The sequence below is a fragment of the Pseudovibrio sp. Ad26 genome (assembly GCF_001623285.1).
Taxonomy (GTDB): Bacteria; Pseudomonadota; Alphaproteobacteria; order Rhizobiales; family Stappiaceae; genus Pseudovibrio; species Pseudovibrio ascidiaceicola.
Genome location: NZ_LMCE01000088.1, coordinates 446,828 through 459,459, shown reverse-complemented (window position 1 = coordinate 459,459; position 12,632 = coordinate 446,828). Strand labels below are relative to the sequence as shown.

The 12,632-nt window shown below is 50.0% G+C and carries 15 protein-coding genes; 12 read left to right on the top strand and 3 right to left on the bottom strand.

The genetic code is table 11. The features are described 5' to 3' along the window. Positions 1 to 2 precede the first annotated feature (2 nt). The 3 genes from PsAD26_RS19310 to PsAD26_RS19300 form a co-directional block, all read right to left on the bottom strand. On the bottom strand, positions 3 to 683 hold the full coding sequence (locus tag PsAD26_RS19310) for a Crp/Fnr family transcriptional regulator (protein WP_244273233.1): 681 nt from the start codon (positions 681 to 683) through the stop codon (positions 3 to 5). 477 nt (positions 684 to 1,160) lie between these two features. Next, on the bottom strand, positions 1,161 to 1,535 hold the full coding sequence (locus PsAD26_RS19305; protein ID WP_063289327.1) for a hypothetical protein: 375 nt from the start codon (positions 1,533 to 1,535) through the stop codon (positions 1,161 to 1,163). Between the two features lie 65 nt (positions 1,536 to 1,600). Next, positions 1,601 to 2,890 carry an HrpJ domain-containing protein gene (locus PsAD26_RS19300; protein ID WP_063305258.1) on the bottom strand — a complete coding sequence of 430 codons (1,290 nt, stop codon included), beginning with the start codon at positions 2,888 to 2,890 and terminating at the stop codon, positions 1,601 to 1,603. A 213-nt stretch (positions 2,891 to 3,103) separates the two neighbouring features. Between PsAD26_RS19300 and PsAD26_RS19295 the strand changes: the two genes are divergently transcribed. The 12 genes from PsAD26_RS19295 (at position 3,104) to PsAD26_RS19240 (ending at position 12,548) form a co-directional block, all read left to right on the top strand. Then, positions 3,104 to 3,502, top strand: coding sequence for a hypothetical protein (locus tag PsAD26_RS19295; protein WP_057463705.1), 399 nt, complete (start codon positions 3,104 to 3,106; stop codon positions 3,500 to 3,502). Positions 3,503 to 3,517: 15 nt separating this feature from the next. After that, a complete protein-coding gene (locus PsAD26_RS19290) occupies positions 3,518 to 5,155 on the top strand; it encodes a hypothetical protein (protein ID WP_208985768.1) in 1,638 nt (545 codons plus the stop codon). Between the two features lie 76 nt (positions 5,156 to 5,231). Further along, positions 5,232 to 5,612, top strand: a complete 381-nt coding sequence (locus PsAD26_RS19285; RefSeq protein WP_063290616.1) for a hypothetical protein — start codon at positions 5,232 to 5,234, stop codon at positions 5,610 to 5,612. Positions 5,613 to 5,617: 5 nt separating this feature from the next. Beyond that, positions 5,618 to 5,992 carry a hypothetical protein gene (locus tag PsAD26_RS19280; protein WP_063311726.1) on the top strand — a complete coding sequence of 125 codons (375 nt, stop codon included), beginning with the start codon at positions 5,618 to 5,620 and terminating at the stop codon, positions 5,990 to 5,992. Positions 5,993 to 6,225: 233 nt separating this feature from the next. Then, on the top strand, positions 6,226 to 6,777 hold the full coding sequence (locus PsAD26_RS19275; protein WP_063289322.1) for a hypothetical protein: 552 nt from the start codon (positions 6,226 to 6,228) through the stop codon (positions 6,775 to 6,777). Positions 6,778 to 6,818: 41 nt separating this feature from the next. Further along, complete coding sequence (locus PsAD26_RS19270; protein ID WP_063305257.1) at positions 6,819 to 7,883, top strand: hypothetical protein; 1,065 nt, start codon at positions 6,819 to 6,821, stop codon at positions 7,881 to 7,883. A gap of 12 nt (positions 7,884 to 7,895) precedes the next feature. Next, the gene (locus PsAD26_RS19265; protein WP_063311725.1) at positions 7,896 to 8,882 is read left to right on the top strand and encodes a hypothetical protein; all 987 of its coding nucleotides are present in this window, start codon (positions 7,896 to 7,898) and stop codon (positions 8,880 to 8,882) included. A gap of 100 nt (positions 8,883 to 8,982) precedes the next feature. Next, on the top strand, positions 8,983 to 9,480 hold the full coding sequence (locus tag PsAD26_RS19260) for a type III secretion system chaperone (RefSeq protein WP_208985767.1): 498 nt from the start codon (positions 8,983 to 8,985) through the stop codon (positions 9,478 to 9,480). 56 nt (positions 9,481 to 9,536) lie between these two features. Further along, a complete protein-coding gene (locus PsAD26_RS19255; RefSeq protein WP_063311723.1) occupies positions 9,537 to 10,004 on the top strand; it encodes a tetratricopeptide repeat protein in 468 nt (155 codons plus the stop codon). A gap of 45 nt (positions 10,005 to 10,049) precedes the next feature. Continuing rightward, positions 10,050 to 10,643: a hypothetical protein gene (locus PsAD26_RS19250; protein ID WP_063311722.1), complete on the top strand. Its 594-nt coding sequence runs from the start codon at positions 10,050 to 10,052 to the stop codon at positions 10,641 to 10,643. Further along, positions 10,640 to 11,317: a hypothetical protein gene (locus PsAD26_RS19245; protein ID WP_063311721.1), complete on the top strand. Its 678-nt coding sequence runs from the start codon at positions 10,640 to 10,642 to the stop codon at positions 11,315 to 11,317. Before PsAD26_RS19250 ends, PsAD26_RS19245 begins: the two co-directional genes overlap by 4 nt. A gap of 235 nt (positions 11,318 to 11,552) precedes the next feature. Beyond that, positions 11,553 to 12,548: a hypothetical protein gene (locus tag PsAD26_RS19240; RefSeq protein ID WP_063311720.1), complete on the top strand. Its 996-nt coding sequence runs from the start codon at positions 11,553 to 11,555 to the stop codon at positions 12,546 to 12,548. Positions 12,549 to 12,632: the final 84 nt, after the last annotated feature.

The window sequence follows — 12,632 nt, the reverse complement described above, 5'->3', positions numbered from 1 at the left end:
TCTTAAAAGTTTGATTCATTATTGAGCAAGTTCCGTTCCAGCATTGTCCTATTCAGCACAGTGATAGAACGATCCTTAATTTTTATGATGCCAGCGCGCTCCCACTCTTTCAGGCGGCGATTGATATTGCTGCGTGTTCCGCGTGCCATTGCACCCAGGTCACTCTGTGTAACGATTGCGCCAGAGATCACAGACTTGTCCTTTGGGTTATCGCCCGCAGGGGTGCCGATCGACTCAAGCAGGCTTAGTAGCGCATGTGCCAGGCGAGCCGAGAGGCTTGGCAGTGACAAGCAGCGTGTCGATTCGATGTAGGAGCGATAATGTTTCGCTACAACTACAGCCAGCGCGCGACAAATCTCGGCACTCTGCTCGTTGATGACATGAAATGCAGAGCGTCTGATTTTGTGAACGACTACGTTTCCTAACGCGCAAGCTGTATCTGCGTGAACAGATCGCTGAAAGACACCTAATTCGCCGAAGCTTTGGCCTGCTGTGATGATGGCATAAAGGAAGGTAGATCCATCTTCGCGCAAGTGACTTAAGCGAACATGTCCACTCTCAATGATGTAAAGAAATTCAGCATCATCTTCCTGAAGATAGATGTTCTCGCCGTTTGAGTAGGTTTGGCGAATTGCTGATTGCTCTAAAGATGCACATAATTCATCATTCAGCTCTTGAAACAATGCTGCGTTTTCTTTCCAGCTGCTTTCACCTGAGGATGAGGTGCCAGTATTATGAGCTCTTGATGCGCCTCTACCCAGGCTTGCATCATATACTGCCTTTTCCATAGAAATGTACCGTGTCCTCTTACTTAAATAAGTGCAGCTATTTTAGAGGATGAAGATATACTGGTCTCCGCAGAGCAAATATACTTCGTCTTTTTTTTATTATACTCTACCAATATTCCACCCCAATCTCACTCGTACACAATTGCGAAGAATTGTGCTTCAGAACACGGACAAAACTATAATTAAGACAGCTAATAAGCGAGTCAAGTCTGGCTGTCATCATCTAACTTATATTTTAATGGATATTGACTGTATCCCTCGGGATTGTGATTTTAAGTGCGAAAAAGTCACGATTTCCCTCCGTAATGTGAACAAGTGTGAGTCATTATAAGATTGAAACTGGTGTATACCTGCATGCACTGATTGTAGTTTTTATAGTGAACTCAATTCACCTATCAGATAATCGACCGTTTGCTCGAGTTTTGCAGGGCTAAGTTGTCCTGCTTCGTATAAAACCGCCAGATGTAACGTTCCATCTTTAGATTTCCCTGTATGCAGATTGGTTCCAATTTCAGGTTTGAAGCCAGCTCGGCTCAAAAGAGCTTCATTTGCTGAATTCTGGTCACCCGTTGTGGTTCGACCAAGGCTGACAACGACGCTGTTGCCACCTTCAACAGGGGTAAACGTCAGTTCACCGGATTGTGAAAGGAGGTAAGACAGACTTCCATCCATCTGCGGAGAAAAGGGGATCTTCATATTGTTTGCGAACGCTTCCAGGCTTGACTGGATGGCACTTGAAAACTGCATTCAATCCTCTCCTTTGTTCTTCCTTGGTTTCATGTTGCAGCAGCTATTTCATTAGCGATGACGGGTCAGTGAACAGTAGCTGACGCAGCGCTGAGCTGAGCAAAGTTATTAACCGGCGTAGCGTCGGTTGCTGTTTGATATTGCTCTTCTTCCAGGATCGTCAGCTGTTCTGATAGTACCAGTAATGTTTCGAGTTGCTGATTGCGGATGTTTTCGTTGGTGAGGATGGTGTCAGGAACCTCACGGTGCAATGCAAGCAGGTTGTTTGTGTAGTTCAATGATGCGCTGGCCCCAGCAGGGGCGAGTGGCGCAACAAGACTTTGTGCGTCAGCAGGTGATGTGACTGCTTTGCCCAGATAATGGAACAGTGAGCTTGCCAGCTTCTCTGTGCCCAGCTCTTCCACAACACGTGTGAACTCTGAGAAGCTGCGACCTGTCAGTTTGGTCGCGACATGCACACCCTCATAGACGGTTCGCAGGCTCTTCAGTTTGCCCAGCTCGGTCAGGACCGCTTCCAGATGAGCAGGCTCATCCTGGGTATCTGCAATTTCCAAGCCCTGACTTGCGGCGGTTGTAAACAGGTCCACAACATCATCAAAAGAGGTGAGGGGTGAGCTTTCATTGCCGTTTACATCGTGATGCATTGAATGTGTGCGTGCGATCAGGTCATTGAACTTATCGAAGATGATTCCGAAGTTCGCTTCACTGCGCAGCATGTCGCGGTAGTGCTCGCGGATGACGGCAGGATCGGTTCCCAAGTCCTCGGCTTTGTCATGGGCAAGTTCCGCGACTGCAAAGCCTGCGCGCACATCACGTCCAGTCTCACCGCTTTCCATGTATTCGCGGGCATTGAGCAGAGCTCCCAAAAGAGCATCGTTTGCTCCTGTGGTCTCAAAATGTTCGATAGCGATCTGCAGGGCGGCATACTGGTGCGTTACGTCACCGTCAAACTGCTGCAGGAATGCGAATACGTCCTGAGGGGTGAGTTGTCCTGAGCCATCACCGTTGGTGCTCTGATTGTGCTGATAGTCCTGTAGCCGTTGAACCAAACCTTGCAGTTTATCCTGAGAGGGCATGTCAGGCAGCTTGTCGTAATAGTCGGCAATCCGTGTGATTGCTTCTATGTTAGCGCCTTGCCCTTGTCGGATTGAACGGCTTTCCAGTGATCTTTTGTCGAGGCGTGAGGACACGGCCTGGCCTAGCTCTTCAGCAGCATCTGTCAGTTTGGATGGATTGTTGAGCTGCATGACGCGCTCAGCGCGGCGCTGCCCTGTGGCTTCTGCAACCAGTGGAGCGCCAACTGGCGACTCAGCGTTGTGAGTGGCAATCGTTGATCTTAAGACCTCTAAGCTCATTGAAAAGTCCTCCGCTGATACTACGAATAAGAATATGTCATTTTCATACTTCTTTTAGCGAAATTGCTTTGTGTCGGGCGACACAAGTGGGCTCACCCATTTTGCTAATTCTGTCATTGCTAAATTTCGATTTTGAAGGTGTGTCGTTCGGAACAGCGGTGCCCCGGTCTGCCCGTTTATAGAGGGCGTATAGTGCTTTGATGGGAATGTTGTATGGCGAAGACCGGATCCAGCAAGGAAGAGTTGCTTCCCCAGTTCACTGTAAGTGGTGATGCAGGCGCGTTGAGTGCCTATTTGGATGATGCATTAAGCCTTTGTAACGCTGAGAAGAACTGGCCTTCAGAAAATGAATGGCAAGATGTGTCTTATCAGATGGTTGCGAGCTTGCAGGAGTTGCTTGATCTTCCTGCCGTTCAGAAAGATCCGGTCGCGCTGAGTTTGATTAACGGGCTGCTTGCTTCGAAGAGCTTTGATGGCTTTTTGCAGGGGTATGACGCGATTGCTGAGCATTTCACGAAGCGATTGAAAGACAACGAAAATAATAGCGGTGCTGCGCGGTCTCAGTTTGCGAAGCCCCAAAAGAATGCGGGTCGTACTCGCCTTATTTTGTGATGTGAGGAGATGAAAATGATTAATGGTGTTGGCTCAGGCTCATCTACTACTGTAGACCCAGATACTCTTGCTCCTCCAAAAGATGACGACATAGCTAAAGCTGCCTCCGGTGGTGCTGGTGATGGTGCTCAGGAAAGGGCGGCGCAGCAAGGTCCTGCGCTGCAGGCTGCAGAAACGCAGACCAGTGTTTGGGATAGTTTCTTATCCAACCTGCCGGAAGCCGATCCTGATTTTGAGAATCCTTTGTTGTCGATTCCAGGGACGACGAACTACGCGACCGACCCGAGTAAGTATAATGCTTATGTGGCCAGTGTTTTGGTAGATCCAGCTGATACTGTTGCTGATGAAGACTTGCCTGCGAACTATAGCAATCCGTCACCGCATGAATTTGTCTCCTGGCATCCGGCCGTTCAGCTGCGTTATTTGCGCGATAATTTCACTGAGGCGCAGATTCAGTCAGGAAACACAGTCATTGGTACAGGGTCCAATCAGGTTGGTGTAATTCGCTCCGATGATAAACGAAGCGTAACCATCGTGAACGAGTTGACAAAATCTCGTATTTTCCAGCTCTCGAAGACGGAGCAGGAGCGACTCGCAAATAACTCCATCTTTAAGACCAGAATTGCGCCGTTGTTGGACCTGCTGCCAAATGCAGATACAGACCTTGCTGCCAGCCGCGCTGTGATTACGGCCCAGATCGACAAAGAGATTAATGACGTTAAGAACAAGACGTTGACTAACAAAACTTCAAGTTCTGACCGTGATAAGTTCAATGAGGACAAGCAAGCCTACGTCAAGCAGTTGGAAATGCTGAGAGATAATGTTCCTAATACCGGAATTTATGCTCGTTCAGATCTGGCTACCGAAATGCAGGAAATTGTGAAGCGTTTTGAGCGGGCGCATGCTTATTTTGATGTGAAGACGCCAAATTTGGCTAATCCGGCACGGGATTCAAGGGATGTTCTTACGCCAGATAGGAATGCGTCGATTAATCGTGGTTATGCTGTCTTTATCGAACAAGAGCAACGCATTCTGGCAATCAAGCAAGCTGAGCAGCAGATGTTATCTGCTGGTGGTATCACAAACTCGGATGGTACAATTTCCCGGTTGGATTTACCGACGCTGGTGGCGCTCATTCAGAATCAGGCCAGTTTGAAACAGCAGGCGATCATTACAATGAGAACAGAGCAGCTGACCCAGCTCAACCAGCTGTCTCAGGCCTATGCGGAAATGCAGCGTATTGTGAACGAAGCACTGAAGAAGTTCGATGATACCGGAAAGGACGCGGATAAAGAAAAGCACTCTCTTTCTGTGTCTTTTGGGAATCCCAGTCAGTTTAGTACGGCAGTTGCATACATGTTTGAGGATCTTGCTGCAGGTAAACCACATCCTGTTGAGAAGGAATTCAATATTACCCGGCCAACGCATGACATGATTAACAATAGTAGTGGAAGCAAGAACTCCTTTAAGCGGACGCAGTGGGAGCGCTTCTCAACGCAGTTGAGTGATGCGGTTACGCTTCTGAACCCTCAGTTGCTGACCAACGATATTAACCAGGATAACCGTGAACAGAACCGTTCGTACGAGCAGGCGACTGGTACTGTGCGCCGTAGTTTTGATCTGAACATTCAGATTGCGCGTGGTTTCTCTTAAAAGCGATTTTTTGTGATGGCAGCTCTGGCATGTAAGTCAGGGCTGCGTTTTATTTTGACTGGGTACAGGATTCGGAATGCGGGTTGCATCAATTACAATTGGCGTGAATGAGGTTTCCAACTGGAAGGTTGAAGATCAGGTTCAATTGCCAGAGGGCAAAAAACTTGCTCCTGTATTTTTGCCAGAAGTGCGGCCCTTAAATGAGGTCTTGTACCGTCCGACACTGGATGAGCGCCTACCTTCTCTTTTATTGCCGGATTTATCTGAAACAGACATTCTTTTGCCGACTGAGTTGAGCGAAATGCGCAAGGAGCTTCAGCGTTTGTTTGCTGCGGCAGCTTTGCGTGAGCAGGGTGAGCGGCAGCGTGTTCTAAAAGGTGTTGCAGACCTGTTGATGGGTGATGTGTTGCTTGATGAAGACCTGCAGGCAGCCCTTGCCATGTTGTTGCAGGGGTAAATTTGATGACAGCGCTCAACAGTCGGCAGCGAGATTTCCTTCTTCTCAGTATCTACATCATGACGCAAAACTGCAAATATGCAGAGGCGCTCACCATGGTGAAGGGTATGATGGTGATGGAGGATCATTCCAAAGACGTGCTTCTGGCTCGCACGGTTCTGCTTTTCCTTCTCAACCGTTTTGACCTTGCGCTCGAAAGTCTGCGGGAGTTGGACCTGCTGGATCCACTTGAGCAGTTTGGTAAGTATACGCGTAGTGATGAGCAGTCCATGCGTCATTACATTCGTGCGCGTTGCCTTTATACGCTCCATGATGCTGATAAGGCTAAGGATGCGATTGATATCTATCTTGGCAACCGCCGGCAGAAACTCTCCCAATAACTCCAGATTGTGATCGAAGGGGAGGGTTTGCTTCCTCCTCTTATTCAGACTGAGCTGCCTTTTGTTGGTGGCAGATCAGCCTGTTGGCTGTGCTCACATGTTCGTGATGCATAAAAAATCACTGCACAATGCGTATTGCCTATTCTTGTGTTCTGTTTGGCACAGAACACCTTCTGATTGCGCTCTATTGTTTTCTTAAATGCTGAATTAGTCAGAGATAAAGAAAGGGCGCCATGTCACTTCTCGATATGCCCAAACAGTCACCAGAGCTCTTTGCTGAGACGATTAAAGAGATCGCTGAGCCGCTCGTTGAGCATCTTGATTCACTGGGTTTCAAGGATGAAAAATTCTACCAGTTGATGAAGCAGGGTGTCTCCATATCCGAGATGCTGGGTTTGTCAGAGGAGGAGCTCGCAGCTGTCTATGAGATGGCTCGCCGGAACATCTCTGTCGGTCAGGTCGAGAAGGCGAAGTCGCTCTTTATTATGTTGGTGCAGATTGCTCCGATGGAAGAGCAGTACACCTATGGCCTTGCGATGACCTATCAGATTCAGGGCGACGTTCGCATGGCCGTGAAGCTCTATCTGCATTTCATCAGTATGGATGCGACCAACCCGCAGGGGTATCTGCGTCTTGGTGAATGTCTGCTGGCTGCAAAGGAATACCAGGAAGCTGGTGACGCGTTTGAAGCCGCACTGCGCATGTTTGATGATCCCGTCAAAAATTATGACGACAAGAAGTATGCGCAAACCATGATGAAAAGCGCACGCCAAAAACTGGTCTGACAATAGTTTTGATCTCAATTATTTAAGCATGGAGAATAGATATGGAGCTTCCTAAAGGTCTGGGCCTTGGTCTGAATAGCAACAGTCTGGGCGATATTTTTGATACGACCTCTGAAATGGCTGGCAAGGCTGGTGATGTAAAAGGTGCAGGTAAGATTGGGCCGGGAGCACTTGCATCTGTTGGTGGTACGCCGATGATTGCGACCATTGCGTTTGCGCAGCACATTACACGCCTTTCAAACAGCCTTACTCAGGTTGGTCCTGACACTCCGCTGACCACTTCCAGCTTCCAGGATATTGAAGTGCTTGTTGCGTCCGTTCTGGACAAAATGCAGGGCACTCAGGAAGCCGTTGAGAAGAACAAAGTGGGTCTTACCCAAGCGAAGCAGAAAGGTGCTTTGCAGGATAAGGCGATCAAGCTTGAAGAGTCTATCCGCAAGCAGGAAGAAGCTGAGAAGAAGCAAAAAGGTCTCAGTATCTGGCAGAAGATCTCTCTGGCATTTCAGTGGGTTGCTGCGGCAATCTCCATTGTGGCCGGTACAATTTTGGCGGTTATTCCAGGGCTTCAGGTTGTCGGGGCGTTTATGATTGCTGCCGGCGTGGTGCAGCTTGCCATGGCCATTGATGCCACGGTGCAGGCCGCGACTGGCCAAAGTATCGCCGGACACATTGCTGTGGCCGCTGGTGCGGATGAAGAAACCGTCATGAAGGTTGATATTGCCATGAAAGTGGTTGCAGCCGTTGTCGGTATCACTCTGGCTGCTGCGTCCTTCTTTATTCCGGGTGCTCAGGCAGGCAGTGTTGGCGCGATGATCCAGGCGATCTCTTCCATCACTTCCGCGATCATTCAGATCGGTAGTAGTGCCGGTTCGATTGCAGCGGGTGCTGTTTCTTACACAGCTAGCCAGGATGTTGCGCAGTCCAAGGAACTGCAGGCAGATGCCACTGACCTTGATGCGTTTATCCAGTTGCTCAGTCAGATCATCGATCAGCTGCTCTCCATCCTGACCAAAGCAGGCGAACAGTTCGCTGATGCGTTGGATGGAACCGTGAGTTCCATGAATGAGCGTGCTGATACGCTGGGTAGAACAAAGTTTGCAGGTTAAAAGGAGGTATTTATGTCAGCAACCGTAGGTGCCAGTTACAATCGAGATTATCTGCCGCCCAGTTTCTTTCAGGACGGCAAACTTGCCGTTTCTGAAGAGCGGGCAACTGAGTTCCAGCAGAGCGTAGAAGCGCGTCTGGCAACTTTGCCACCAGAGCATCACGGAACATTCCTGTCACTCGTGTCCTTGCCGCAGTTTGCTGCAAGTGCGAATTTTGACAAGGCGACAACGGATGAGGCGCTTGGGCGTCTGGAAGCGGCGACTGTTGCGATTGGTTCTCTCGACAAAGTCGACACCACGGGCAACCTGTCTCGTCTGATTGCGCAGGCTCTTTATAAGTCTGCAGTCAATCAGCGCAATAACGAGCTCGAGTCCCGTTTGATTGCACGTGAGACTGTGAAGACGCAGATGCACGCTCAGGCAGGGAAGAGCCGCGATGCTGCTGAAGAGACCCGTACAGGTGCGATTATCAGTCTTGTTGTGACTGTTGTTTCTTCTGCTGTCTCCATTGTGATGTCAGCAGTTGCGATTGGTAGTGCTGCAAAAGGCTTGGGTGCAGCGAAAAACTCTGCAAATGCCAACTCACAGGCTGGCAAGATGGATGCGAAAGCTGCTGATGTCGGGCCGGGCAAGGGTGGCAAGCTGAATGACTTCTATTCGCAGCGTGCCGGTGACTACCGCGCGCAAGCGAAAGGTTTTGATGCTGTCGCAAGTGCATCCGGATCTCGTGCGCAGTCCATCGCGACGATTGGTGGTGTTGCTAACACTTTGGGTAACACGACCTCTCAGGGTGCGAGTGCGTTCACTCAGGCAAATGCAAAAGAAGATGAAGCGATTTCTCAGGAGCTGGCAGCAGCTGCTGAAGAGGTTCGTAAGGAAAATGATCAGGCTGAATCTATCCAGAAAGCTCTGGACGATATCATCCGTGCGATCATTCAGTTCCTGAAAGAGTCTCGCGAAATCGAAAACGAACGGGCGGCTGCGATTACTCGCGGTTAAGCCACAAAAGCAGGTGTGCGTTTATTACCCTCAACGCACACCTGTTTTTTCGCGTTTGGCGACTGATTGCTGATCTTGCGCATGTCAGAGAGGATTTCTCGTGTTCTCCTTAAACTTTTCAGGGTGCTTGGATAAGCTCTGGCGAAAGCTGGGATTAGGTGCTCCGATTTTCTCCGAGCAGAACACCGCTTCGATGAATGTTGACGGTGTCCAACTCGTGTTTTCTGATGCCCTTGATGGTGGTGGTATTGAAGTCACGACGGTTATTGGCTCACTGAGTGAAACAGTGGGAACCAGAGGCCGACAGATTGAAGATATCCTGCATTTAAATCTGGCCTGCCTGTCGCAGTTCAGAACGCTGGCGGTTTTACGCAAGGCTGATGATGGTGCAGAAGAGCTTGTGCTTTCGGTGAGCTTTCGCGGGTACACAGAGCTGGAGAAGCTGACTGGACTGGTTGAGGAGCTCTTGTCTGTTGTGAGCCTTTATCAGCCGCTGGTTTCAGCTGACACAGGTGGTTATCAGGGCAATCCGTTGCTGGGTGCTGCGCAAACCTCTCTTTCTGATGAGCTGGATGGCGCCATGGTGTTTCACCTTTAATGCCGCGCTGCCGCTCTCAAACATTCTTATATTCTTAAGCCGTAAAGAGGCACGATATGACTGAGCTCGTTTCAGAACTGGGCAACTCTCCAGAACAAGACATCAAGGCAATCGCAAAAGGTGCAATTGGCCGTAGTCTGGGGCTTATGAAAGATGACATCAATCCGGGTCTGGTGATGGCCAAGGGCTTGATGGATACAGGGCGGACTGAGAAGGCGCTGGAGATCTACACTGGGCTTGTTCTGCTTGAGCCGATCAATGTGGATGTGCAGCTTGGGCTGGCGAACTGTGCAGTGCAGTTGCAGCAGTACACACTTGCTGTGCAGGCAGCTTCCGCTGCAATGGTGCTCGACCCGACCAATCCGCGTCCATATTACTTCTCTGGCGTTGCTTGTCTTGCTTTGGGCCACATCACTGAGGCTAGGGAAGACCTTGAAGACACTTTGAAATATGCCAAGGACCGCAAGGATGCTGAGATTCATCAGGCGGCTCAAAAGCTATTGACCGGGCTGAACAACGCCTGAGCTCCACATACTGCACTTACCGAGTTTTGAGGCCGGGGATAAACGATGCCACTCGCACCTGTTACAGACAATACTCCGGCTTCTGCCGCCTCTGCAGATCAGCCAGTGGAGACAGATGTCAATCTTGATGCTGTTTTTCAAGCGCTCGGCGGCGGTGATGTAAGTGCTCAGGCTGTGATTGAGGCTATCAAATCCAGACAGGGCCTCTCAGGTGCCTTGAAGGCTGATGGGAAGCTTGAGAAGGTTCTTTATCAGTTTGCCTATCAGGCTCTGCACTTGCAGCAAAAAGCGTCAGCAGAGGAGCAGTTTAAAGTTCTCTGTCTGCTTAATCCAAACAATGTTGAGTATTGGCTTGGGTTGGCGTTGAGCCATGCAAACTGGCCACTTGGCGGGGATGACGTCAAGAGGTCGCTTCGCAAAGCCAAACTTCTTGATGAGGCGCATCCAGCCGTCGCCCTCAGGTTTGCTGAGCATTGTTTGTGGTCGCGGGAGCTGGATGAGGCGACTGTGGAGCTGGTACGCTTTTATCAACTGATGAAGGTGCGGCCTGTTCCTGAGCTCATCGAGTATTCCAAGCGGCTTGCGTTTGCATTGGAGGCGCAGAAAAAGTCTGCTGCACGAGACAGTGATGTGTCATGATTGCGACTTCCGGTTATCTACATCTGCCCTATGACCTGGGTGAGGATGAGAACGGAGTTGTTGAGCTTGCCGGTCCGATGCAAGCGGAGAAATTCTCCAAGATTTCCGGTGATGTAGGGATCCTGTATCGCGAGCTGTCGTTTACGGCTGGCTTGCTGACATCTGCACGAAAGATAGAGAGCGTCAAACCGCTTGGTGCTGGCAAGATGTCTGTGGATCGCCAGATTGCGTTGCAATATGGGACCGAACTGGCGCGGACGAGAGTGCTCTCTCAAGACCATCGATTTGAGTATGAGCAACGGGCGGCCCGAACGGTCAATCGCCTGAAGGAGGCTGACCACCTGTATCTCAAGTACAGCGCGCAATTTGATCTGTCGCGCTGGTTTGCCTATGAGAAGCCTAGCCTTACGTTCTCTGATGAAAATCGCATCGGGCTAACAACCTTTGAGGTGGCTTCTTACTCGCCTATTGATTTGCATGAGTTGATTGCGAAAATCGAGAATCGGTATCACTTGCTGCAACGCCTATATACGCAGCTTCCTCGGTTGAGTGAGCATAAGAGGAGGCCTGGTTATGCTTATGCTTTCATGCTCCTCACAGACGGCGTTCTGTCTGCCCTGAAAGCAGCCCTTGCAAAGCAGACTGCAAGTTCTGGCGATGACAGTTCGTCGTAAGGTAGCGTTCAACAGTCTTTCACGTAGCTTGATTGGATGTTGATCTTATTCTTTGTGTTTGATCAGGTGGATGCCGCAGGTGTTGTACGTTCAGCACACACATTGAAGTAACGTTTTTTTCACTCCGTAATTGTCCCAATAATGTCCAATTGAGGGCAGGTTCTGTGTTTTAAGGCACAACACGACCTCTGGGTTATCTGCGAGATATAGGTAGAGATAATTCAAGGAGTCTGAGATGACTGCAGTTACGCCAATTGGTTCTTCATCTGTATCCAATGCAATTGATAACAGTGCACAGATTGTTCGCCCGGCCGCGAACAAGAGTGTTGAGTCTATTCCGTCTGCCAGTCAGCTCCTCTCAGTCGGGGTGTCGGCAGCGTTCGGCTTGCAGCCACCGCCAGACAGCGGAAATCTGGAAGTGCTTGTCGGGCAGGTTGTTGCCCGGTTTGAGGAAATTCAGACCTCGTTGAAAGAGCAAAATCTTATCGGACAATCTGAAAAAGTTCGTTCTGCACGCTCTGAGCTGCTGCAGGCGCTTGCTTTGCAGGAAGATATTGCGGCGGACATTGAGGCTTTGGACTTGCAGCAGCAGGAACAGGAAGGCCAGTTGTCTGATCTGCAGACCAGCCTTGCCTCCAAGCAAGATGAGCTGGCAAATCTTCCGGCAACTGTGCCAAGTGATCCGGATGATCCAGATAGCGAACTCGTTCAGGATCCTAAAGAAGTTGCCCGCCTGAATGGTGAGATTGCCCAGATCAATACCTCTATCGGTGAGGTGGAGACTGCGCTTGCTGACACTGTCCAGCAGCTGGACACCAAACTTGAAGACTTGAGTGAAAGCGATGCGGTGCAATCTTTGCTGCGTACTGCGCTTGAGGAAATGGCTGGAGCTCCCAAGACTGGTGAGATGGACGAACATGGTCAGTCTATACTGGAGGGTGCTTTGACAGATGCTGCCAGCAAGCTGAACGGGACCAAACCTGAGTTTGATGAGCGTCACACCATTATTGAAGAGCTGCGCGAGGAAGTGCGTGTGTTTGCTGAGGATCGTGTGAAAGATGAGAAGGCTTTGATGACGCTTCTCGAAGCTGAGTACGCCTTGCGTCTGGTCGGCTTTGTGTCCAGCTCTATCTCCAAATCGCTTTCTGTGGCGGAACAGTCCGTTAATGGTCAGGATACTTCGGATACGACCGGCCGACTTCAGCTGCTTTTAGATAACGGCCGCGTTTAACGTAATCGAATAAAGTTCGGGCAGCACAAGTGCGATAGCCCCCTGGTTCGTTTAGCTCCGGGGATCGTATTGGGCGCTTGTGCT

What these genes read in the sequence shown, in the direction of transcription:
- PsAD26_RS19300 (WP_063305258.1), bottom strand. Translation starts at nt 2,890, where the DNA reads ATGAGCTTAGAGGTCTTAAGATCAACGATTGCCACTCACAACGCTGAG.
- PsAD26_RS19295 (WP_057463705.1), top strand. Translation starts at nt 3,104, where the DNA reads ATGGCGAAGACCGGATCCAGCAAGGAAGAGTTGCTTCCCCAGTTCACT.
- PsAD26_RS19255 (WP_063311723.1), top strand. Translation starts at nt 9,537, where the DNA reads ATGACTGAGCTCGTTTCAGAACTGGGCAACTCTCCAGAACAAGACATC.
- PsAD26_RS19280 (WP_063311726.1), top strand. Translation starts at nt 5,618, where the DNA reads ATGACAGCGCTCAACAGTCGGCAGCGAGATTTCCTTCTTCTCAGTATC.
- PsAD26_RS19285 (WP_063290616.1), top strand. Translation starts at nt 5,232, where the DNA reads ATGCGGGTTGCATCAATTACAATTGGCGTGAATGAGGTTTCCAACTGG.
- PsAD26_RS19265 (WP_063311725.1), top strand. Translation starts at nt 7,896, where the DNA reads ATGTCAGCAACCGTAGGTGCCAGTTACAATCGAGATTATCTGCCGCCC.
- PsAD26_RS19245 (WP_063311721.1), top strand. Translation starts at nt 10,640, where the DNA reads ATGATTGCGACTTCCGGTTATCTACATCTGCCCTATGACCTGGGTGAG.
- PsAD26_RS19270 (WP_063305257.1), top strand. Translation starts at nt 6,819, where the DNA reads ATGGAGCTTCCTAAAGGTCTGGGCCTTGGTCTGAATAGCAACAGTCTG.
- PsAD26_RS19275 (WP_063289322.1), top strand. Translation starts at nt 6,226, where the DNA reads ATGTCACTTCTCGATATGCCCAAACAGTCACCAGAGCTCTTTGCTGAG.
- PsAD26_RS19305 (WP_063289327.1), bottom strand. Translation starts at nt 1,535, where the DNA reads ATGCAGTTTTCAAGTGCCATCCAGTCAAGCCTGGAAGCGTTCGCAAAC.
- PsAD26_RS19240 (WP_063311720.1), top strand. Translation starts at nt 11,553, where the DNA reads ATGACTGCAGTTACGCCAATTGGTTCTTCATCTGTATCCAATGCAATT.
- PsAD26_RS19250 (WP_063311722.1), top strand. Translation starts at nt 10,050, where the DNA reads ATGCCACTCGCACCTGTTACAGACAATACTCCGGCTTCTGCCGCCTCT.
- PsAD26_RS19290 (WP_208985768.1), top strand. Translation starts at nt 3,518, where the DNA reads ATGATTAATGGTGTTGGCTCAGGCTCATCTACTACTGTAGACCCAGAT.